Raw genomic sequence first — 22,537 nt, forward strand, 5'->3', positions numbered from 1 at the left:
TTAGGCTGTAGGGATGTCGTAATCAACAATCAAGGGGGCATGGTCAGAAAACCGCTCATCTTTATAGATGGATGCATTGGTAACCGTATTTTTTAAGTTTTCTGAAATAACTTGGTAATCTATCCGCCAGCCAGTGTTATTGGCCCACGCCTGTCCTCGGTTGGACCACCATGTATATTGTTCGGCTTCTTGGTTCACAAGGCGAAAGGCATCACCCCAGCCTTCTTTGCCAAATAGCTCGTCTAGCCAAGCGCGCTCTTCGGGTAAAAAACCAGAGTTTTTTTGATTGCCGCGCCAGTTCTTAATGTCTATTTTTTTATGTGCAATATTCCAGTCCCCACAAATAATATGTTGTTTGCCATCTTTTTGTTTTTCTTGTAGCACGGGCATTAATCGATCCATTAAGTCGTACTTAAAGGCTTGGCGGGATTCTTTTGAGGACCCCGATGGCATGTAAATAGATGATACCCTTAGGTTGCCAAAGGCGGCTTCAATAAAGCGACCCTCGGCATCAAAGTCTTCCCAACCAATACCTTTAGTTACATTGTCAGGCTTTTGCTTGGAAAAAATGGCGACGCCGCTGTAACCTTTCTTTTCGGCAGGATGGTAGAAACAATGGTAATTAGCGGGCCAGAAGGTATCGGCAGTTAGTTGATCTTCTTGGGCCTTTATTTCTTGTAAGCACAGTACATCAGCATCGAGTTGTTGTACCCAGTTAAAAAAGCCTTTTCTTTCGCCAGCGCGAATGCCGTTAATATTGATTGAAACAATTTTCATGAGGGGTTTTCTGAACAATTAATAAAATTAGACATCATACCGAACAAAGGTAACAATGAAAGGACTTGCTAAAGGCTAACATTTTTCGTATGATGCGCGACCAAGCTTAAGGACAGTACTGTCCTGCCACAGATTTTTAGAGAATACTATGAAACCAGATACACACCCAGAATATAACGAAGTAGCCGTTACTTGTAGTTGCGGGAATGCTTTTAAAACTAGTTCAACACTCAGTAAGTCTGAACTGCATATTGAATCTTGTTCAGAGTGTCATCCATTTTATACCGGTAAACAGCGTATTGTTGATACGGCTGGCCGTGTTGATAAGTTTAATAAACGTTATCAGCGTGGATAAGTTGACGCTAAAGCGTATAGTTGAAAAAAATGCTACCTTATAGGTAGCATTTTTTTTGCTTAAGTGTTTTAGGGAGGAGGCATGGTAAGTCGTTATAGTATTGTCATAATCGTATTACTCTGTGTTGGCTGCTCGGTTAACCCAGTAACCGGAGAGCGTGACTTTGTCTTAATGTCAGAGCAAGAAGAGCTGGCCTTAGGTCGGCAGCATAGTCAGCAAGTAATGAAGGCATATCGTCGCTATGATGACCCAGAGCTTCAGCAGTATGTGCAATCGGTGGGTGATCGGGTTGCACGTGTTAGCCATCGACAAAACTTAATTTACCGATTTACCTTATTAGATAGCACTCAAGTCAACGCTTTTGCATTACCCGGCGGCTATATTTATATTACTCGAGGTTTATTGGTGTACCTTAATAGTGAGGCTGAGTTGGCTGCCGTGTTGGGTCATGAATTAGGTCATGTCACAGCGAGACACTCTGTTCGTCAGCATAGCCTAGCAACGACAACAAATATCATTGGAAGCCTTATTGCGGCTGCATCTGGGGTGCAGGGGGCTGGACAATTAACGAATATGTTAGGCACGGGCATAGTCAGAGGTTATGGGCGTGAACACGAGTTAGAAGCCGACGGTTTAGGGGTTCAGTACCTGATTAATGCGGGGTATCGTGCCTCTGCCATGCGACAAGTCATCTCAACGTTAAAGAATCAAGAGTTGTTCGATAAAAAACTAGCTATTGAGCAAGGCCGTGAGCCACGAGCTTATCACGGTGTGTTTTCAACCCACCCCGATAATGATACCCGTTTGCAACAAGTGTTAAGTGGAGCAGGGGCTTCATCAGTTGTTTCAGGAACGACTGGTCAAGACACTACGTTTTTAAAAAAAATAGAGAGCTTAACATTTGGCGACAGCGAGAAAGATGGAATCATTCGTGGGCGTCACTTTTATCACCCTGAGATGAATTTTAAACTGACGTTTCCTAGTCAGTGGCTTATTTTGAACAAGCCGAACGCAATTGCTGCATCAACCCCTAACAACGATGCGTTGATGCAATTAACGTTAGAAGATTTAAATAAAAAAATAACCCCTAAGGAGTTTCTAAGAACTCGCTTAGGAATAACAAAAACACTCAGTGAAAAGCCTTTTTCAGTGGGTCAGTTAGCTGGCTATCAGGCGATAGTTAACGGTAAAACACCATATGGGCAAGGCAAGGTTCGAATAGCCGTGGTATTTGATGGCTTAAGGGCGTTTGTCTTTTTTGCGACAACAAAACGAGCTGATAGATTTGTAGAGGTTGATAAGCAAGTGCTTACGAGCATTAAAAGCTTTTCAAGGTTGAATGCTAAAGATAGAAAAGTCGCAAAAGAGTTAAAGGTGGTGTTAGTGAAGGTTGGCCAACATAATAAAAGTATAAAGCTGCTGGCTAAAAACTCGCCGATCACTCACCATGTAGAAGACCAACTGAGGCTTTTGAATGATCTTTTTCCGAATCGTGAGCCCAAACTAGGTGACCTGATTAAGATAGTTCGTTAAAATCATGAGTAAGTTTTCAAATTATTTTTAATGAGTGCATGTTTTTATTGCGCGTAAGTAGTGAGATAGCACTATTTATAGATAGGGAGTTATAGATGTCGTCAAAAAATTTAACGCTAACAGATAATACAACTGGGAAAAGTGTAGAGCTGCCATTACTTGAGGGTACGCTTGGTAATTCAACCATTGATGTTAAAGGGATACCGGGTGAACTAGGGTACTTCACACACGATCCTAGTTTTGGAACAACGGCAAGTTGTGAAAGTGAAATTACGTTTATTGATGGCGATAAAGGCGTGTTGTTGCATCGCGGCTACCCCATTGAGCAGTTGGCTGAAAATAGTAACTATATCGAGACAGCGTATTTGTTAATTCATGGTGAATTGCCAAATGCGGAAGAGTTTGCAACTTTCAGTAATATTATTCGCCGTCATACGATGATTAACGAGTCGTTGAAAAAGTTCTTTGATGGTTTTCGTCATGATGCTCATCCTATGTCCATGATGATGGGTGTGGTAGGGTCGTTAGCGGCTTTTTATCATGATGGTTTAAACATGAATGATGAAGAGCACTTGATGGTTTCGGCGCACAGGTTGATTTCTAAATTACCTACGATTGCTGCGGCTTGTTATAAGCACTCAATCGGTGAGCCAATTGTCTACCCGCGTAATGATTTAGATTATTGTGAAAACTTACTGTACATGATGTTTTCAGTACCTTGTGAGGATTATGTCGTTAGCCCGATTGCAGCAAAAGCCCTGAATCTATTGTTTATTTTGCATGCTGACCATGAGCAAAATGCGAGTACTTCAACAGTTAGGTTGGTAGGCAGTACAGGTGCAAACCCATTTGCTTGTATTTCAGCGGGTATTGCAGCGTTATGGGGGCCTGCCCATGGTGGTGCTAATGAAGGGGTGCTGACAATGCTGGACGAAATTGGCAGTGTGGAAAATATTCCTAAATTCTTAGAAAAAGCCAAAGATAAGAATGACCCATTTAAACTCATGGGTTTTGGGCATCGTGTATATAAGAATTTTGATCCTAGAGCAACGATTATTAGAAAGGTATGCTACGAGGTGCTTGAAGAGACGGGCACGCAAGATCCGATGTTTGAATTAGCAATGAAGCTTGAAGAAATTGCATTGAAAGATGAGTATTTTGTTGAGCGTAAGTTGTATCCAAATGTTGATTTTTATTCGGGTGTTATTTATAAGGCACTTGGTATTCCTGTCAGTATGTTCACGGTGATGTTTGCACTTGCTAGAACATCTGGTTGGGTGTCACATTGGTTAGAAATGATGGCTGATCCAAAAGGTAGAATTGGTCGTCCACGTCAGCTATACAAAGGTTCTCCAAAACGTGATTATGTGTCACTGGACGAACGTTAATAGCCGTAACGTTTAATAATTGCTACAAAAAACGCACTTAAAAGTGCGTTTTTTTTGGTAGTTAGATCACGTGTTTTAGAATAACTCTTCGATGGAGGGTTGTTTTCCTAGGGACGAGTTACTGAATTCATTATTTTTATTATCAGCTGGCGGTGTATTTTCTTCTCGGAAATATTCAAAAATAGCTTTTGGGTTTGAAGGGTTTGTTTTTAACCCTGTCTCAGAGTCAATTAATAATCCAACAATGCCATCGGGCTGTGAGAGGGGGATATTAGGTGTGTTTTTAAGTGCCTCCCTCATAAAGTCAATCCAAATAGGTAAGGCGGCGCGGCCACCTGTTTCTCTATTGCCTAATGGTTTGCCGTTATCAAGGCCAACCCAAGCAACGGCAACCAATGAAGGGTTGAATCCATTGAACCAAGCATCCCTTTGATCATTGGTCGTGCCCGTTTTACCTGCTAGGTCTGAGCGACCTAAAGAAAGGGCTTTTCTCCCGGTTCCTCGGTTGACAACATCCCTTAATAAAGAATTAATAAGAAAGTGAAGTTGTGGGGAAATAACACGAGGAGCTTTTCTAATAGGAGGTTCAACGATGGGGTCAATGGGTGTGTTGTTATCTAATAGCGTAGGCGTTATTAGCGGCGTTGTCACTGCTGAGTCGGCAAGTAGATTTTTGCTTTGTGGCGTTTCTTGCTTGTCGATGATGGCGACAGCTGGATTAGCTTGGAAGAGTATTTCGCCAGAGGCAGAAGTAATTTGTTGGATAAAATAAGGGCTTACACTGAAGCCGCCATTAGCAAAGACAGAATAAGCGGTTGCCATTTTGTATGGGTTAGCGCTACCGCTACCAAGGGACAAGGAGAGGTTGTTTGGTAGTGAGGAGGGGTTAAAGCCAAAACGTCCGGCAAAGTTTCGTACATATTTTGTGCCGATGTCCCGTAGAATTCTTATTGAGACTAGGTTTCTTGAGTGAATAAGCGCTTCACGTAAACGGGTAGGGCCAAAGAACTTGCCGCTATAATTTTCTGGTCGCCATTGCTGTTCGAGGCCTGCATCATCAAAAACGACAGGAGCATCATTAATCAACGTAGCCGTTGTATAGCCTTTAGATAGGGCAGCGGAGTATAAAATAGGTTTGAAGCCAGACCCCGGTTGGCGTTGAGATTGAAAGGCACGGTTAAATTTACTGGAGTAATAATCATAGCCCCCAACAAGAGAAGTGAGAGCACCATCGTTTGGGTTAATTGAAACGAGCGCGCCAGAAACGTTAGGCACTTGGGCAAGCTCAAAAATATCAGTATTAGGTTGCTGACGAACCCGGATAATATCACCAACAGCCAAAATTTCAGCGGCTGAGGTTGGCTTTTTCCCTTGCTTATTTTCGTTGATATATGGCCATGCCCATTTCAGGTTTTCCCAAGTAATTTCGACTAGTACTTTATCTGAGGTGATGGCAGTAACGCTCTTGTCCGTTAAAGCGGTCACAATGGCGGGTTCTGTTTCACCAATTTTTTTATACGATGATAAAGGACTTAAATCTAAGTCGTTGGTGTCGATATTATCTAAGTCAATATGGTCTAAAATACCGCGATACCCGTGGCGCCGATCATAGGCGTGTAAGGCCTTTCTAACGGCATGATTGGCAGCATTTTGGTGAGTGCTGTCGAGAGTGGTGACAACATGCATGCCGTTGGTATAAATTTCATCACCATATATTTCATAAACTTCATTGCGCACCATTTCTGCAACATAAGGTGCTTCAAGTTCCACAGAAGCAGAATGTAAGCGAGCGGTAATGGGTTCGGCAATGGCGGCATTAAACTCCGGTTGACTAATGTAGTTAAGACTTAGTAATCGGTTAAGAACATAGTTACGGCGAAGGAGCGCTCTGTCTGGGTTGGAGATTGGGTTGAAGGCGGAAGGTGCCTTTGGAAGTCCAGCAATCATTGCTTGCTGGGCTAAAGAGAGATCTGAAAGTGTTGAGTCATAATACACTTGAGCGGCTGCTGCTATACCGTACGAGCGATGGCCAAGGTAAATTTTATTTAGATAAAGCGTTAGAATGTCTTGTTTGCTTAGCTCTCTTTCAATAATAAAAGATAAGAGGATTTCACGTATTTTTCTCGAATACGTTTTTTTCTTCGTGAGAAAGAAATTTCTGGCGACCTGCATGGTAATGGTGCTGCCTCCTTGTTTCTTCTCGCCAGTTAATAGAAGCTGGCCTGTGGCACGCAGAAGCCCAATAAAATCGACACCTGAGTGTTGAAAGAAGTCTTTATCTTCAGCGGCAAGAAAGGCATTGATTTGGGTCGCTGGAATGTCTTCGTAACGTGTAGGAATGCGTTTTTTTTCACCAAATTTAGCAATGAGTAAGCCGTCTCGGCTGTAGATGCTCATAGGGGTTTGGAGCTGGATATTTTTTAAGAGATTGACATCAGGGAGGTCGGGTATTATTGAAAACTTGATGTATAAACCGAGGGCACCAATAAAAATCACACCTATCAAAAAAATAGATATGCTGACTTTTTTAAAAAGTGATGAAGAGCTGTGCTGTTGATTCATTCCGTTTTTAGCTGCAAAAGTAGGGGGTGGATTAAGTAATGGTGTACTATTGTATTAGCATTATGAAGAAAATCACATTAACCGTGGCTTAATGGTTTTTTTTTAAAATGAAAACACATATATCTAAAAGTAAGGCTATACTCAAAGAAAACGTTGTTAGTTATTGATTTTATGCTTGATTTTGTTGTTTAGTTGTATTTAAATTATTGAGAGTTCTCTGTGTGGTCACAGGAACGACTAAAGAGAAGGGAAATACAGGATGTCTTTTTTCAAACGTAATAACCCTAATGTTTTGGGTATTGATGTCAGTTCATCAGCGATTAAGCTTATAGAGCTCAGTCGACATGGTTCACGTTACCGAGTGGAGAGCTATGGTGTTGCAGCGTTACCTGAAAATGCGGTTATTGATAATAATTTTGCAGACCTTGAGGCTATCGGAAATACGCTGTCTACCGTTATTGAGCGTTCAGGCACAAAATTAAAGCAAGCTGCGTTGTCGGTTTCTGGCTCCGCTGTTATCACCAAAATTGTTACTATCCCGAAACCTGAAAGTGATGAAGAACTCGAAGCGCAGGTTGAGATGATTGCTGATCAATACATTCCTTATGCTTTGGACGAGGTTAATCTGGATTTTAGTGTTATTGGTCCAAATGAAAGAAATGCAAGCTTAATAGATGTACAGCTGGCAGCGTCAAGGCGTGAAAATATAGACGATAGGGTGGCGGTATTAGATCTGGCCGGGTTGAAAGCCAAAATAGTGGATGTCGAAGCCTATGCGCTAGAAAATGCCTATGGGCTTTTACAAAGCGGACTGCCCGACTATGGCCCCGAGGCAACGATTGCTATTGCTGATACAGGCTCTACGGTAACAACGCTTAATGTTATTCATAAAAATAAAGTCATCTACTCTCGAGAGCAGGGCTTTGGCGGTAAACAATTAACAGAAGAGATTCAACGTCGGTTCGGGCTTTCGTATGAAGAGGCTGGCATGGCCAAAAAACATGGCGGCTTGCCAGACAGTTATATAACAGAAGTGTTAGACCCCTTTAAAGAGGTCATGTGCCAACAAATTGGGCGTTCATTGCAGTTCTTTTTCTCTTCTAGCGCTCAACATAGCGTAGATCACATTATTCTTTCTGGGGGTACTTCATCTTTACTAGGGATTGATGCGTTGGTAGAGGAAAAGCTAGGAACCCCTGCAACGGTAGCAAACCCATTTTCTCAGATGACATTGGCCGGGAAAGTAAAAGCTCAGGCGCTTAGTAATGATGCGCCCGCAATGATGATTGCAACGGGTCTTGCATTAAGGAGTTTTGATTAATGGCTAAAATTAACCTTCTTCCATGGCGCGAAGAACTGCGAAAGCAGCGCCAAATTGACTTTTTAATGTTTTTGGGTATGGGTGTATTGGCATCAATCATCTTGATGGCGACAGTGCACTTTTCGATTGAAGGGCTTATTGAAACTCAAAATAACCGTAATCGATTTATTCAAAATGAGATATCTGTTTTAGATAAAAAAATTAAGGAAATTGAAGCGTTAGATAAGACAAAAAGTAAGCTGCTGGCTCGGATGGAAGTCATACAACGTTTGCAAAGTAGCCGGCCTGAAATCGTACACATGTTTGATCAATTGGCAAAAACAGTGCCTGAAGGTGTGTACCTTACTAAATTTAACCAAAGCGGAAAAAAACTGGCCATCGAGGGTAATGCCCAATCGAACACAAGGGTCTCGGCTTATATGCGTAGTTTGGAGCAGTCGCCTTGGTTGAAAGGGACTGACTTGAATGTGATTCGCTCAAAAGGTGTTGATGCAAATAGTTTTACCCTGAAAGTTGCTCAGGCAAAAGTTGGGGAGCCCACGGAGGGAAAATAAATGAATTTAGATGAGATTAATTGGGATTTTAATGAGGCGGGTAATTGGCCCACCGCTATTAAAATAGGGGCTATTGTTTTAGTAAGTGTTATTTTGCTCGGTGCTTGGGTTTATTTTGACACGCTTGATCAGTGGGATGACTTAAAGAAAGTAGAGCAAAAAGAAACGGCCTTAAAGAAAACGTTTGAGCGAAAACAAGCAAAAGCCGTCAACCTAGATGCCTATAAGCAACAACTTAGTGATATGCAGGAGCAGTTCGGTGCAATGTTGCAGCAGTTACCTAATAAAACACAAATAGCCGATTTATTGGTTGATGTTTCCCAAGCAGGCTTAGCAAGTGGTTTGGAGTTTAGCTTATTTCAACCGTCGGGCGAAAAAAGAAAAGATTTTTATGCTGAAAAGCCGATTAAATTAACCGTAGTGGGAAATTATCACGAGTTTGGAGAGTTTGTTAGTAATTTAGCAGCCTTACCACGTATTGTAACGTTACATAATGTGTCACTAACACCGGCTGGAAAAGGTGGGCAGATGACAATGAATGCAACTGCAAAAACTTATCGTTACTTAGATGAGGATGATAAATGATGGCTCGCTTAAAGCTAAATAAACTGCTGATTCTTATCATGTTGACGCTATTGATGGGGGGCTGTGTTAGCGAGGAATTTGATGATTTAAAAGCCTATATTTCACAAGTAAAGTCTAAACCAGCAACGCCAATTGAGCCGATGCCTGTTATCAAGTCGTATGAGTCGTATAGTTATGTTGCTGATGGCTTGCGTAACCCCTTTGAAAAACTTGATGAGCCTCAGGCTATTGAGAAAATGATGAGTGTAGAAGGGCCTGGACCTGATTTGGAAAGAGAAAAAGAGGAACTGGAAGCTTACCCGCTAGATACATTAAGGATGGTTGGTACGCTGTCTAAAGACAATGAACAGTGGGCCCTTGTAAAGGCAAATGATGGAGTTATACACCGCGTTCAGGCAGGTAATTATTTAGGTCAAAACTTCGGCAAAATTATAAGAATACAAGATCAACAAATTGATCTTGCAGAATGGGTAGCTACAACAGCTGGTAAGTGGCGCGAAAGAGAAGCTTCTTTGGCTCTTGTTGAATAAAGAAGAGAATATTGATAATGAAACATGTAAATAAGGGAAAATTCATGCACAAGTCAAATGCAAGTGGATGGGACATAGCAAAGCAAAAAGCTCGGCTAATAAAAGGAATGTTTGCTATGGCATGTTGGGCTTCGATGTCAATGATGCCTGCGCAAGCAGCCATTCTGAAGGATATTCAATTTTCCGGTTTGCCTGGGAATAAAGTACAGCTTGAACTATCGTTGGATTCTGCGCCAGATCAGTTGAAAAGTTTTAGTACTGATAACCCAGCTAGAATAGCCATCGATCTTATGGGGGTAAGTAATGGTGTTGGTAAAACAACTATTCCAATTAATATCGGTAAAGCCATCAGCGTTAGAGCGTTAGAGGCAGGTGGTAGAACACGAGTTGTGCTTAACCTTAATGATGCTGCGCCTTATGCAACAAAAATAGAGGGGCAGAGTGTCTTTATAACGTTAGGTAATGTGACAAGTGCTCCTGTGATTAGCAGTCCTAGTGCAACAACAGCACCAGCAAAAGCGGCAGATAAATTAGTTAGTGCAGTGGATTTCAGGCGCGGTGAAGAAGGTGAAGGGCGTGTTTTAGTGAGCCTTACAAATACCTCTTCGGTTGTAGATGTTAAGCAGGAAGGTGGTAAAGTCATTGTAGATATTAAAGACACTTCGCTACCCCCAGAGCTTGCTAATAGATTAGATGTATTAGATTTTGCAACACCTGTAAAAACTATTGATGTGATGCCATCTGGTAATGATACAAAGTTATCAATTGCAGCAATTGGCCACTACGAATTTTTGTCATATCAGATGGATGAATTGTTAACGGTTGAATTCAAACCATTAACAAAACAAGAGCAAGAAGAATTGGTAGCTGATAAATTTCCCTATACAGGTGAAAAGTTATCTCTAAACTTTCAAAGTATAGAAGTTCGATCTGTATTGCAACTGCTTGCCGATTTCACAGATATGAATTTAGTGGCTAGTGATTCTGTCGGTGGCAGCGTGACTTTGCGATTGAATAATGTTCCATGGGATCAGGCATTAGACATTATTCTTAAAAGCAAAGGTTTGGCGAAGCGGATTACAGGCAATGTGATGATGGTTGGCCCACAAGCAGAGGTCGCGGCTCAAGAGAAATTAGAACTTGAAGCCAAAAAGCAAGTGGTGGAATTGTCGCCATTATTAACGGAGTTTTTTGAGGTTAGTTATGCCAAGGCTTCTGACTTGGTGACAATTTTAAAATCTACAGGCGGGCGTAGTGGAAATGCTAATTCAAATACAAAGTTAATTTCCAATAGAGGCGGGGTTTCAGTTGACCAAAGAACTAATACTTTATTGGTTCAAGAAACCGCTGAAAAATTGGTTGAAATTCGTAGAATTATTGAGCGTTTAGATCGCCCAGTGCGACAAGTGATGATTGAATCGCGAATTGTGATTGCGAATGATGACTTTACACGTGACTTAGGTGTCAGGTTCGGTTTGTCTGGCATAACGGGTGGTGGCGTTGCTACAGGGGATTCAACAACAGTCGTGGGTGGAGCATTAGAAAATGGAATAACGGTGGGAGCCGGAAATATTTTTGATGTTGGTGGCAGCGAAGGTTTGATGGTTGATTTGCCAGCGGCCAGTCCAGCGGGTGCGATACAGTTTATAATGGGTAAAATTGGAAGCTCTTTATTACAATTAGAACTGTCAGCGTTACAAACAGAAGCAAAAGGTGAAGTTATTTCAAGCCCCCGTGTTATTACGTCTGATCAAATTGAGGCTGAAATCAGTCAAGGTGTTGAAATTCCATTTCAAGAGGCATCCTCTTCAGGCGCTACTTCAACGAGTTTTGAAGAGGCAGAGTTAAAGTTATCGGTGACGCCAAGAATTACACCAGATGACCGAATTAACTTAGAGTTAAATATAACGAAGGACTCGCCAGATTTCTCAAATGTTCAACCGGGTGGTGTGCCAATTAATACACAGGAAGTAGATACGACAGTACTGGTAAATAATGGCGATACAGTTGTCTTAGGGGGTATCTATGAGCGTTCGAAAGACCACAGTGTTCGTAAAGTTCCTTTCTTTGGAGATTTGCCAGGTGTTGGGGTGTTGTTTAAGAAAGACTTTAAGCAAGATAATAACAGAGAGCTTTTATTCTTCATTACACCTAAAATATTAAAAGATAATTTAGCGGTTAATTAAAAACGATAGATTGATAAAAAAACGGGGCTAAGCCCCGTTTTTTTATGTGCTTGTACTTGTTGTAAGCAATACATTGCACGCGCTATGAAATGCTCGTGATATAGTTCTAGCAAATTTCAGAATAAGATAAAGTTCATGCCAGAAAAAAATAATATCTATCTTGTGGGCCCAATGGCAGCCGGCAAATCAACGATTGGTAAACTGTTAGCGCGGCGTTTGAATAAAGCATTTTATGATACAGATGCAGAAATTATTAAATGTACAGGGGTAGAAATATCCTTAATTTTTGAGCTTGAAGGGGAAGAAGGTTTTAGGTCTAGAGAAACCGATAAACTTAAGTTACTGTCGGTATTGGATGGCGCTGTCATTGCAACAGGTGGTGGTATTGTCTTAAGCGAAGAAAATCGTAAAGTGTTAACGGAAACAGGCTGGGTTATATACTTACAATGCTCTGTTGAGCAGCAGTTAAGCCGAACAAAATTTGATACAAAAAGGCCTTTATTGCAAATTGACAACCCACGGAAGAAGCTGGAAGAATTAATGCGACTTAGAGCGCCGATTTATGAATCAATTGCAGACATCGTTGTTAGCACAAACAAAACAAGTAGTAAGAAAGTAATCTTAAGTATTCTTGAGCAACTAAAGAAAAAATGAATAATAAATTAGAGATATTGAATGTTGACCTTGGTGATAGAAGCTACCCTATTTACATCGGTGAGGGTTTATTAACGCAGCCAGCATTCGTTGAAAAGCACATTGTCTCTAACCAAGTATTGATTGTCACGAATGAAACGATTGCACCAATGTATTTAAGCCAGTTGGTCGATCAGCTACCAGTAGGTGTAGACGTTAGAACCGCTATTCTGCCAGATGGTGAACGGTTTAAAACGCTAGAGTACCTAAATAAAATATTTGATTCATTATTAGAAAACAGATGTAACCGGCAAGTCACGTTGATCGCTTTGGGTGGTGGTGTGATTGGAGATATGACCGGCTTTGCAGCTGCAAGCTATCAAAGAGGAGTTAGTTTTATTCAGCTGCCGACTACTTTGTTATCTCAGGTTGATTCCTCTGTGGGTGGAAAAACAGGGGTCAATCATCGTTTGGGTAAAAATATGATTGGGGCGTTTTATCAGCCTAAAGCTGTTTTGATCGATACGACAGTGCTCTCAACATTGCCAGCCAAAGAACTAAGTGCTGGTTTGGCGGAAGTCATAAAATATGGTGCGATAAATGATGTGGATTTTTTTGTCTGGCTGGAAAAAAATATAGAGTATTTATTAGCACAAAAAGCGGACGCATTAATTTATGCAATTAAACGATCGTGTGAGAAAAAAGCTGAGATCGTCGAGAAGGATGAGAAAGAGTCTGGAATACGCGCAACACTAAATTTTGGGCATACATTTGGTCATGCCATCGAGACTCATATGGGATATGGCGAGTGGTTGCATGGTGAGGCGGTAGCCGCTGGAATGTGTTTAGCAGCAGAATTATCTGTGGAGTTGGGTTGGATGAGCTCTGATGAGGCTGCCCGGATAAAGGCCTTATGTATAAAAGCTAGCTTGCCAGTAAAAGCACCTGAAGAAATGGACGGTGCCGATTTTATAAAGCATATGAAAGTCGATAAAAAGAACACCTCAGGTTCTATTCGACTAGTGCTGCTAAAAAATCTTGGTGAAGCCGTTATTTATGACTGCACTGATGAGTCGTTAATTAAAAAAGTGATTGACGGAAAAGACAGAGATGTCTCTTAATCGCCTAAATGAAGAGGTGGGGCTGGAGGAGTTTTTCCCAGCAGAAAGGCAGCAGCGGCTTGATCTAATGCTTCACCTTATTCCAAATACAAGGCAAGCTATTTTATTAAGAGGGCCAGAACAATCAGGGAAGTCTTTTTTTCTTAGGCAATTCGACAAACAAAGGGATAAGCGTTGGCAGTTTTGCTTAATACCAGCGAAATCGCTAATGGATACAACATCTCCATTGGAGGTATTAACTCAAGCTTTTGATGAATTGGAAGGCAATAATAAACAGCTTCTTGTGCGATTGGCAGCCGCGTCAAAAGCAGAAAAAAAAGTCATTATCTGTATTGAAGATACACATCAACTAGGCGAGGCGCAGTTCGATTTTTTGTTTAAATTGGCAGACAGCTATGATTGTTTGCAAGTTTTATTAAGCTCTGCGGATAATCTAGGAGAGGCCGTTGAGTCGCGTTGCCAGTTGATTGACCTAGAGCCATTTACGCAACGGCAGACAACAGAGTATGCGCGAAAGATAATACAAAAAAACGATCCAGGCCTGACTAATTTGGCAGGCCTAGATGAAGTGGTGTTATTTATTGAAACAGGTGGTTTGCCAGGGCGAATAAATGATGTCTTAGCGCAAATGAGCACCTCAGCTATGGGGCATGAAAAGCCTACACTTGTGAAATCAGGATCCGTAATAGGGTTAATAGCACTAGCTATTTTATTGCTGGGTGTTTCAGTTTTTATCTTTTACCCTCAAGAAGAAAGTGAGGAAGTGCCTTCTACTGTTGTGCAGGCTCAGTCGGCAGGGCGGATACATAGCCAAACGCTAGAAACTCCTGCTAAAACAGCGATTACTGAGCAGCCAAGAGTAAGCGGCTTTAGCGAGATAAAAGAGTTCAAAACGCCTTCTTCAACGTTAGACGCTCCTTTAGAGACGGCGAGTAAAACAAAGGTGAGCGGCCTGAGAAATACAGATGAAAAGGTAGAGGCCGTTAAGGTAGAGAGGAGCGTTAATGCTCAAACGGTGGTTCTAGCTAACATCAAAGCAGAGGAGGCAGGTAGCGATAGCAAGGAGGTCGTATCTATAAAAGAAAATAGTAACCCTAGCGCCAAAGCACCCGCAGCATTAACAGCTATTCAGTTGAATCACCAATGGCTTGAAAGTAGAGATAAAAAACATTTCACTTTGCAATTGTTGGGTGTGTCCACAGAAGAGTCTGCAAAAAAGTTTATTCTTAAATATAACACCCTTAAACCATTATATTTTTTTCAACATAAAAGAAATGCAGGGCAATGGTTTGTGGTTATCTATGGTGATTTTGAAAATAAAAAGTTAGCAGAAGAAAAAGCGAATAAGATGCCGGCTTCTTTGACGGGATTAAAGCCTTGGGTTCGTACGTTTGAAGCCGTTCAAAGAGATGTTCTAGTTAAAGAGTGAGCTAGGTGCTAAAAAGCTGATATTCAGTTAAGCGTGTGTCGCGTAGGTCTTGAGAGTATGGTATTTGTTAATAGATATGCTCTTCAAAATTGAAAATAATCTATCTGATTGGTATAATTATTAGCCGACTTGCGTAAGTAAGTTGTCTATTCAATAACTAAGCACATAAGGTTAACCGAGTGAAACATACCTCAATCCCTCAAGCGGGTTTATATGACCCTGCGTTTGAAAAAGACAGCTGCGGATTTGGACTCATTGCGCACATTGATAACAAACCGAGCCACTGGCTGATTAAGACGTCCATCGATTCGTTAGCTCGATTAACCCACCGTGGCGCCATCGCAGCAGACGGCAAGTCAGGTGATGGCTGTGGTTTGCTCCTTAAAACGCCAGAAAAATTCTTTCGTGCAAAAGCACAAGAGCTTGGCGCGACACCGACAGAATTGTTCGCTGTTGGCATGGTTTTTTTAAGCCAAGATGCGTCTAAGGCTGAGCAAGCAAAACAAATCCTTAAAGAAGAAATAGAAAAAGAAGGGCTCACTGTTATTGCTTGGCGAGCTGTGCCAACCAATACAGAAGCATGTGGTGAACAAGCCTTAGCAACCTTGCCTTGTATTGAGCAGGTATTTGTCAATGCCAAAGAGGGGATGAATAATGCAGCAATGGATTGTTGCCTATATATTGCAAGACGTCGTGCTGAAAAGCGGATAGAACAAAACGACGAGATGTTTTATGTGGCGAGTTTGGCTTCAAATGTCATTTCTTACAAAGGCTTGGTAATGCCAGAGTTTTTACCGGTTTTTTACCCAGACTTAAATAATCCAGAACTGGAAAGTTCACAATGTGTTTTCCATCAGCGATTTGCAACGAACACATTTCCACAATGGCGTCTAGCTCAACCGTTTAGGTTTCTGGCACATAATGGTGAAATTAATACTATTCGCGGTAATAGAAGCTGGGCGCAAGCACGTAGCTATACGTTTGAAACGCCTTTAATACCTAATATGGATGATATTCGACCTTGGGTTTCGTCCGTAGGCTCAGACTCAAATAGTCTGGATAATATGGTGGATGGTCTGATTGCTGGCGGCATGGATATTTTCCGTGTTATGCGCCTGCTCGTCCCACCAGCATGGCAAAATGTTCACACTATGGATCCTGAACTGCGTGCTTTCTATGAATATTCATCGATGCATATGGAGCCTTGGGATGGCCCTGCAGCTATTGTGCTGACAGATGGTCGTCATGTAGCGTGTTGTCTCGATCGAAATGGCCTACGCCCTGCTCGTTATGTGATTACTAAGGACCGTCATATCACCCTGGCATCTGAAGTGGGCGTGTATGATTATAAGCCAGAAGACGTTGTGCAAAAAGGTCGCTTAAAACCGGGCGAAATGTTAGCTGTGGATACAGAAAAAGGCGAACTGATTACACCGAAGGAAATTGATGACCGTTTAAAGGCTCGTCAACCGTACAAGGCATGGTTAGCTGAGCACACTAAAAAACTATGTACAGAAAGAGATGATGATCCACTGACTTTGGCGCCATTAGATAAAGCAACTTTACAGGTGCATGAAAAACAGTACCAGTTGACTTTTGAAGAGCGAGATCAAGTACTTAAAGTGTTGGCAGAAGCAGGCCAAGAAGCAATTGGTTCAATGGGTGATGACATCCCCATGCCTGTTTTATCAACTAAAATTCGTAGCTTGTATGATTATTTTAGACAGCAGTTTGCACAAGTAACGAACCCGCCTATTGACCCTTTGCGTGAGCAAGTGGTTATGTCATTGATGACAAGCTTTGGTCGGGAAAAAAATCTATTTGAAGAGTCGGCCGAACATGCGCACCGCTTAGAAGTGGGTTCACCGGTCTTATCAGCATCAAAATTTGATGCACTGCTGTCAATGACAGATTCGTCATATAAAAGCGCGGTTATAAGTTTGCAATATGACTTATCTGTGTTTAATTTAGAAGGTGCTATTCAGCATATATGTCAGCAAGCTGAGGAAAAAGTTCGTGAAGGTAATGTTGTTATTGTCTTAAGTGACAGAGGGTTAGCAGCGGGCTTTTTACCAGTACATGCCTTATTAGCGACGGGTGCTGTACATCATCATTTGGTCAACGTTGGTTTGCGTTGCCAGTCAAATATTGTTGTTGAGTCGGCTACGGTCCGAGATCCACACCAGTTTGCAACGCTTATTGGTTACGGTGCAACGGCTGTTTGTCCGTATCTTGCCTATGAAACGCTGAACGACATGCTGGAAACGGGCGATATAACTGGTATTGAAGAAGATGTGTTGGCTCAGAATTACCGTAAGGGTATCAATAAAGGGCTGTACAAAATACTATCTAAAATGGGTATTTCAACAATTGCTAGCTATCGTGGCTCGCAGTTATTTGAAATTGTTGGGCTGCAATCGGCAGTTGTTGATACCTGTTTCAAAGGAACCACCAGCCGCATTGAGGGGGTTGGTTTTGAAACGCTAGAAAATGAGCAAAAACAACTCTCTAAAGTAGCTTGGAACCCACGAAAAAGTACTGAACAAGGCGGTTTGTTGAAATATGTTCATGGGGGGGAGTATCACGCGTATAACCCAGATGTTGTCAACTCTTTACAACAAGCGGTCCGTTCAGGTGATATTAGTAAATACCGTCTGTATGCTGATGAGGTGAATCACCGTGCACCTGCCTCCATTCGCGATATGTTTAGCTTGAAGTTAGATGAGAAAAAAGCTATTTCTATCGATGAAGTAGAGCCCGCAGAAGGCTTGTATACACGTTTTGATACAGCTGCAATGTCATTGGGTGCGTTGTCACCTGAGGCGCACGAAACATTAGCTATTGCGATGAATCGTTTGGGTGGTCGTTCAAATTCTGGTGAAGGGGGTGAAGACCCTGCAAGATTTGGCACTGAAAAGCTGTCAAGAATAAAACAAATTGCATCAGGGCGCTTTGGTGTAACACCACATTATTTAGTTAATGCCGATGTCCTGCAAATTAAGGTTGCTCAAGGTGCTAAGCCAGGCGAAGGTGGGCAGTTGCCGGGGGATAAAGTTAATAAAATGATTGCAACGCTGCGCTACTCTAAGCCAGGCGTTTCACTTATTTCACCACCACCACACCACGATATTTATTCAATTGAAGATTTGGCTCAGCTTATTTTTGATTTGAAACAAGTGAACCCAGAAGCCCTTGTGTCGGTTAAATTGGTTTCAGAAGCGGGTGTTGGAACGATCGCCGCGGGTGTTGCTAAATGCTATGCCGATTTAATTACGATTGCGGGTTATGACGGCGGTACAGGTGCCAGCCCACTAACCTCAGTACGTTATGCTGGAGCACCGTGGGAGTTAGGGTTAACTGAAACGCATCAAACATTGCTTGCAAATGATCTAAGAGACAAAGTTCGTCTGCAAACAGATGGGGGGCTAAAAACTGGTCTAGATGTTATTAAAGCGGCTATCTTAGGTGCCGAAAGCTTTGGTTTTGGTACTGGCCCAATGGTTGCTATGGGGTGTAAATACCTTCGTATTTGTCATCTTAATAACTGTGCGACAGGCATTGCGACACAAGATAATGTACTTCGCATGAAGCATTATCACGGAGAAGTAGAGTATGTGATGAACTACTTCCGCTTCCTTGCTCAAGAGGTGCGCGAATGGTTAGCGAAACTGGGCTTTAAAAAACTTGAAGACATCATTGGCCGAACAGATTTGCTTGAGCAAATTGAGGGACTAACAGATAAGCAAAGTGGCTTAAAACTACAGCCTATCTTGGATTATATTCCGGGCAATGAAACGAAAGCACAGCACTGCATTACGCCACAAAATGATCCGTTTGACGATGCCGCATTTGCTGAAGGAATAGTGGTAGATGTGCTGCCAGCAATCGAAGCAAAAGCGGGTGGTTCGTTTAGATATACGATTAGTAATATTCACCGGTCTATTGGTGCTCGCGTATCAGGTGAAATCGCGAAACGTTATGGCAATAATGGCATGAGCGATGCCCCTATTGATATTCACTTTAGCGGTTCAGCAGGCCAAAGTTTTGGTGTGTGGAATGCGGGTGGTCTAAATATGACACTTGAAGGCGATGCGAATGATTATGTTGGTAAAGGTATGGCCGGTGGTAAACTGGTTCTAAAAGCACCAGCAAATAGCATGTTCGATAGTCATGATTCAACCATCATGGGTAACACCTGCTTATATGGCGCTACCAATGGTAAATTATTTGCAGCTGGCCTAGCAGGAGAGCGTTTTGCTGTTAGAAACTCTGGCGCAATAGCGGTTGTTGAAGGCATTGGAGACCATGGTTGTGAATACATGACAGGTGGTGTTATTGCTGTCTTAGGAGAGGCCGGCATTAACTTCGGGGCAGGAATGACGGGTGGCTTTGCATTTGTATTGGACGAGTCACGTACGTTTGTCGACAGATATAACCATGAATTGGTAGATATTCATCGTGTGTATACAGAGTCAATGGATGCACATTGTGGCTATTTACGCCGTTTAATAGAAGAGTTTACAGTCGAAACAGGCAGTAAAAGAGGTCAAGATATACTTGATAATTTTGCTGATTATATACAACACTTCTGGCTGGTTGCACCTAAAGCGGCTGACGTTAAATCGCTATTAGATTCAATAACCTCATAAGAAGTTTAACGTAGAGAAACACAGATAAAATGGCTAATAATTTTCAATTTGTTGACGTACCTCGCATTGACCCAATAAAGGTGCCTGCGAATCAAAGAAAACAAGAGTTTAAAGAGATTTATGGTGAGTTAGATGCAGAGCAAGCAGCCGATCAAGCTGATCGTTGCCTACACTGTGGAAACCCATATTGTGAATGGAAATGCCCCGTGCATAATTACATTCCAAATTGGCTTAAACTGATTTCAGAAGGTAAGGTTATTGAAGCAGCCGAGTTGTCGCATAAAACTAATTCATTGCCGGAAATTTGTGGACGCATTTGCCCACAAGATAGGTTGTGTGAAGGCTCCTGTACGCTAAACGATGAATTTGGTGCTGTTACTATTGGCTCTATTGAAAAATATATTTCTGATGAGGCTTTCAAACAAGGCTGGCGTCCAGACCTATCAACGGTCAAACAGACGGGTAAACGCGTAGCGATTATTGGTGCAGGACCGGCTGGTTTAGGTTGTGCCGATATTCTTGCTCGTAATGGTGTAAAGCCGGTGGTTTATGACCGTTACCCTGAAGTAGGCGGACTATTAACTTTTGGGATACCTCCGTTCAAATTAGAAAAAAGCGTGGTGAAAAACCGTCGTGAAATTCTAGAAGGTATGGGTGTTGAGTTTATATTAGAGACAGAAATTGGCAAAGATGTGCCATTTCAGCAATTACTAGACGAGTACGATGCTGTTTTCCTAGGGATGGGTACTTATAAATTTATGAAAGGTGGTTTTCCGGGTGAAAACTTAGAGGGCGTGCATGAGGCACTTCCATTCTTAGTGTCTAATATCAACCGCTTGATGGACTTAGAAGGCGTTAATACCATCATGGGCGATGAGTTCATCGACATGAAAGGGAAACGAGTTGTGGTGCTCGGTGGTGGAGATACGGCGATGGATTGTAACCGTACAAGTATTCGTCAAAATGCACAAGAAGTGACTTGTGTTTACCGTCGTGATGAAGAAAATATGCCGGGCTCTCGTCGTGAAGTAGCAAACGCAAAAGAAGAAGGTGTTAACTTTCTTTGGAATCGTCAACCGGTAGAAATTATTGGTAAGGACAAGGTTGAAGGCATTAAATTAGTGACCACCGAGTTAGGTGAGCCAGATGCACGCGGCCGACGTAGCCCTGTTGTAATACCAGGCACGGAAGAAATCGTACCGGCTGATAGTATTATTGTGGCTTTTGGTTTTCAGCCAAGTCCAATGCCATGGTTTGCAGATTTTGGTATAGATCTTGATGAGCGTGGCCGTGTGATAGCACCAGAGCATAATGAATTTGGTTATCAGACCACCAATGAAAAAGTATTTGCTGGCGGCGATATGGTTAGGGGGTCGGATCTTGTTGTTACGGCTGTTTACGAAGGTCGTGAGGCCGCCCAAGGCATCCTTGATTACTTAAACATATAGTCTTCATTACCCTATTTTAGCAACGCCAATACACGGCTTTTACACTTAAGAGTATTAAATAATGACCACGTTAAAAAATGATTTAATGTTAAGAACATTGCGTGGTGAAAAAACAGAGCGTACGCCCGTTTGGATGATGCGTCAGGCGGGCCGATATTTGCCTGAATACCGTGCGACACGCGCTCAAGCGGGTAGTTTTTTAGATCTGTGTAAAAATGCAGAGCTTGCTTGTGAAGTCACTTTGCAACCGTTGGAACGTTATCCAATGGATGCAGCGATCCTATTTTCCGATATTCTGACAATCCCAGATGCTATGGGATTAGGCCTTTATTTTGAAGAAGGCGAAGGCCCTCGGTTCGAACGTACTGTGCAAACGGCAGCGGATATTGACAAGTTATTTGTACCCGATCCGAATCAAGAACTTCAGTACGTAATGAACGCTGTTTCAACCATTAAAAAAGGGTTGAATGGTGCTGTTCCATTAATTGGTTTTTCCGGTAGCCCATGGACCTTAGCTTGTTACATGGTTGAAGGAAGTGGGAGCAAGAACTTCGCAAAAATTAAACGCATGATGTACGACACCCCCGAGTTGATGCATCGTTTGCTCGACATCGTTAGTCAATCGGTAATAAGCTATCTACAAGCTCAGATTGAAGCGGGCGCACAAATAGTCATGGTGTTTGATACCTGGGGCGGTAACTTATCAACAAAAGATTATGAAACATTTTCTTTAGCCTATAGCCGAAAAATTTCACACGCCCTACAAGCAACAAACCCAAGCGTACCACGATTATTATTTACTAAAGGTGCGGGTGTTTGGCTAGAGACTATGGCGGATGCTGGCTATAACGGCTTAGGAGTTGATTGGACAACAGATTTAAAGCTAGCACGAGAGCTCACGAAAGATAGCGTTGTACTGCAAGGGAACCTTGACCCAACAAGCTTGTATGCTAGCCCAGAAAAAATCCGTCAAAAAGTACGTGACGTATTGGCCGATTATGGTCACGGGCATAAACATATCTTTAACCTAGGGCACGGAATACTACCTGACATTAATCCAGAGCACGTGAAGGCGATGATTGATGAAGTACATCAAAGTAGCCCCGCGTACCATCAATAATATTATTTTTGGTTTATAGTTTACTGACGGGTGACTAAATTGGACTACGACGATAAACCCAGAATAGAAATACAGTATTGCACCCAATGCAGGTGGTTGTTACGTGCGGCCTGGTTAGCACAGGAGTTACTGACAACGTTTGAAGAAGAGCTTGGTGGTGTTACTTTAATACCAGCCAGTGGTGGTACATTTGAAATCACAATCAATGGCAAGCAGTTATGGTCACGAAAATTAGCACAGCGCTTTCCAGAAGCTAAAGAAATAAAGCAGCGAGTGCGTGACGAGCTATGTCCTGATAAGTCATTAGGGCATTCAGATATTAAAAAGCCTAGCTAGACAAAAGGGC

17 protein-coding genes are annotated in these 22,537 nt (G+C 42.2%); 15 read left to right on the top strand and 2 right to left on the bottom strand.

The genetic code is table 11. The annotated features are described in order from the left end of the window. Nucleotides 1-777 carry an exodeoxyribonuclease III gene (locus Q91_RS00235; RefSeq protein ID WP_015004860.1) on the bottom strand — a complete coding sequence of 259 codons (777 nt, stop codon included), beginning with the start codon at nt 775-777 and terminating at the stop codon, nt 1-3. Nucleotides 778-925: 148 nt separating this feature from the next. Between Q91_RS00235 and rpmE the strand changes: the two genes are divergently transcribed. From rpmE to Q91_RS00250, 3 genes are all read left to right on the top strand, one after another. Further along, nucleotides 926-1,132: a 50S ribosomal protein L31 gene (gene rpmE / locus Q91_RS00240; protein ID WP_015004861.1), complete on the top strand. Its 207-nt coding sequence runs from the start codon at nt 926-928 to the stop codon at nt 1,130-1,132. Between the two features lie 81 nt (nt 1,133-1,213). Further along, a complete protein-coding gene (locus Q91_RS00245) occupies nt 1,214-2,665 on the top strand; it encodes a M48 family metalloprotease (protein WP_015004862.1) in 1,452 nt (483 codons plus the stop codon). Between the two features lie 95 nt (nt 2,666-2,760). Beyond that, nucleotides 2,761-4,053 carry a citrate synthase gene (locus Q91_RS00250; RefSeq protein ID WP_015004863.1) on the top strand — a complete coding sequence of 431 codons (1,293 nt, stop codon included), beginning with the start codon at nt 2,761-2,763 and terminating at the stop codon, nt 4,051-4,053. A gap of 75 nt (nt 4,054-4,128) precedes the next feature. Here Q91_RS00250 and Q91_RS00255 read toward each other — a convergent pair whose 3' ends face one another. After that, nucleotides 4,129-6,615, bottom strand: a complete 2,487-nt coding sequence (locus Q91_RS00255; protein WP_041230463.1) for a penicillin-binding protein 1A — start codon at nt 6,613-6,615, stop codon at nt 4,129-4,131. 259 nt (nt 6,616-6,874) lie between these two features. On the opposite strand from Q91_RS00255, the gene Q91_RS00260 reads away from it, so the two are divergent. The 12 genes from Q91_RS00260 (at nt 6,875) to Q91_RS00315 (ending at nt 22,527) form a co-directional block, all read left to right on the top strand. After that, nucleotides 6,875-7,936 (top strand): pilus assembly protein PilM, encoded by a 1,062-nt coding sequence (locus tag Q91_RS00260; protein ID WP_015004865.1) that lies wholly within the window; start codon nt 6,875-6,877, stop codon nt 7,934-7,936. After that, nucleotides 7,936-8,490, top strand: a complete 555-nt coding sequence (locus Q91_RS00265) for a PilN domain-containing protein (protein ID WP_015004866.1) — start codon at nt 7,936-7,938, stop codon at nt 8,488-8,490. Before Q91_RS00260 ends, Q91_RS00265 begins: the two co-directional genes overlap by 1 nt. Next, the gene (locus Q91_RS00270; RefSeq protein ID WP_015004867.1) at nt 8,491-9,075 is read left to right on the top strand and encodes a type 4a pilus biogenesis protein PilO; all 585 of its coding nucleotides are present in this window, start codon (nt 8,491-8,493) and stop codon (nt 9,073-9,075) included. Continuing rightward, nucleotides 9,072-9,605, top strand: a complete 534-nt coding sequence (locus tag Q91_RS00275; RefSeq protein WP_015004868.1) for a pilus assembly protein PilP — start codon at nt 9,072-9,074, stop codon at nt 9,603-9,605. The genes Q91_RS00270 and Q91_RS00275 overlap by 4 nt, the downstream gene beginning before the upstream one ends. Before the next feature lie 44 nt (nt 9,606-9,649). Then, complete coding sequence (gene pilQ, locus Q91_RS00280; RefSeq protein WP_050999764.1) at nt 9,650-11,791, top strand: type IV pilus secretin PilQ; 2,142 nt, start codon at nt 9,650-9,652, stop codon at nt 11,789-11,791. A 135-nt stretch (nt 11,792-11,926) separates the two neighbouring features. Further along, a complete protein-coding gene (aroK, locus tag Q91_RS00285) occupies nt 11,927-12,445 on the top strand; it encodes a shikimate kinase AroK (protein ID WP_015004870.1) in 519 nt (172 codons plus the stop codon). Continuing rightward, entirely contained in the window at nt 12,442-13,545 is a 1,104-nt protein-coding gene (aroB, locus tag Q91_RS00290) for a 3-dehydroquinate synthase (protein ID WP_015004871.1), read from the top strand. The genes aroK and aroB overlap by 4 nt, the downstream gene beginning before the upstream one ends. Further along, nucleotides 13,535-14,974: an SPOR domain-containing protein gene (locus tag Q91_RS00295; RefSeq protein ID WP_015004872.1), complete on the top strand. Its 1,440-nt coding sequence runs from the start codon at nt 13,535-13,537 to the stop codon at nt 14,972-14,974. Before aroB ends, Q91_RS00295 begins: the two co-directional genes overlap by 11 nt. Before the next feature lie 179 nt (nt 14,975-15,153). Next, on the top strand, nt 15,154-19,623 hold the full coding sequence (gltB, locus tag Q91_RS00300; RefSeq protein ID WP_015004873.1) for a glutamate synthase large subunit: 4,470 nt from the start codon (nt 15,154-15,156) through the stop codon (nt 19,621-19,623). 29 nt (nt 19,624-19,652) lie between these two features. Further along, nucleotides 19,653-21,071, top strand: a complete 1,419-nt coding sequence (locus Q91_RS00305; protein ID WP_015004874.1) for an FAD-dependent oxidoreductase — start codon at nt 19,653-19,655, stop codon at nt 21,069-21,071. Between the two features lie 61 nt (nt 21,072-21,132). Further along, nucleotides 21,133-22,191, top strand: a complete 1,059-nt coding sequence (gene hemE, locus Q91_RS00310) for a uroporphyrinogen decarboxylase (protein ID WP_015004875.1) — start codon at nt 21,133-21,135, stop codon at nt 22,189-22,191. Nucleotides 22,192-22,230: 39 nt separating this feature from the next. Next, on the top strand, nt 22,231-22,527 hold the full coding sequence (locus Q91_RS00315) for a SelT/SelW/SelH family protein (protein WP_148271117.1): 297 nt from the start codon (nt 22,231-22,233) through the stop codon (nt 22,525-22,527). Nucleotides 22,528-22,537: the final 10 nt, after the last annotated feature.

This window comes from Cycloclasticus sp. P1 (genome assembly GCF_000299965.1).
Taxonomy (GTDB): Bacteria; Pseudomonadota; Gammaproteobacteria; order Methylococcales; family Cycloclasticaceae; genus Cycloclasticus; species Cycloclasticus pugetii.

Excerpts from the sequence above, each read along its gene's own strand:
- Q91_RS00295 (WP_015004872.1), top strand. The coding sequence starts at position 13,535 with ATGTCTCTTAATCGCCTAAATGAAGAGGTGGGGCTGGAGGAGTTTTTC.
- hemE (WP_015004875.1), top strand. The coding sequence starts at position 21,133 with ATGACCACGTTAAAAAATGATTTAATGTTAAGAACATTGCGTGGTGAA.
- Q91_RS00275 (WP_015004868.1), top strand. The coding sequence starts at position 9,072 with ATGATGGCTCGCTTAAAGCTAAATAAACTGCTGATTCTTATCATGTTG.
- Q91_RS00235 (WP_015004860.1), bottom strand. The coding sequence starts at position 777 with ATGAAAATTGTTTCAATCAATATTAACGGCATTCGCGCTGGCGAAAGA.
- aroK (WP_015004870.1), top strand. The coding sequence starts at position 11,927 with ATGCCAGAAAAAAATAATATCTATCTTGTGGGCCCAATGGCAGCCGGC.
- Q91_RS00260 (WP_015004865.1), top strand. The coding sequence starts at position 6,875 with ATGTCTTTTTTCAAACGTAATAACCCTAATGTTTTGGGTATTGATGTC.
- Q91_RS00245 (WP_015004862.1), top strand. The coding sequence starts at position 1,214 with ATGGTAAGTCGTTATAGTATTGTCATAATCGTATTACTCTGTGTTGGC.
- rpmE (WP_015004861.1), top strand. The coding sequence starts at position 926 with ATGAAACCAGATACACACCCAGAATATAACGAAGTAGCCGTTACTTGT.
- Q91_RS00305 (WP_015004874.1), top strand. The coding sequence starts at position 19,653 with ATGGCTAATAATTTTCAATTTGTTGACGTACCTCGCATTGACCCAATA.
- aroB (WP_015004871.1), top strand. The coding sequence starts at position 12,442 with ATGAATAATAAATTAGAGATATTGAATGTTGACCTTGGTGATAGAAGC.
- Q91_RS00255 (WP_041230463.1), bottom strand. The coding sequence starts at position 6,615 with ATGAATCAACAGCACAGCTCTTCATCACTTTTTAAAAAAGTCAGCATA.
- pilQ (WP_050999764.1), top strand. The coding sequence starts at position 9,650 with ATGCACAAGTCAAATGCAAGTGGATGGGACATAGCAAAGCAAAAAGCT.
- Q91_RS00270 (WP_015004867.1), top strand. The coding sequence starts at position 8,491 with ATGAATTTAGATGAGATTAATTGGGATTTTAATGAGGCGGGTAATTGG.
- Q91_RS00265 (WP_015004866.1), top strand. The coding sequence starts at position 7,936 with ATGGCTAAAATTAACCTTCTTCCATGGCGCGAAGAACTGCGAAAGCAG.
- Q91_RS00250 (WP_015004863.1), top strand. The coding sequence starts at position 2,761 with ATGTCGTCAAAAAATTTAACGCTAACAGATAATACAACTGGGAAAAGT.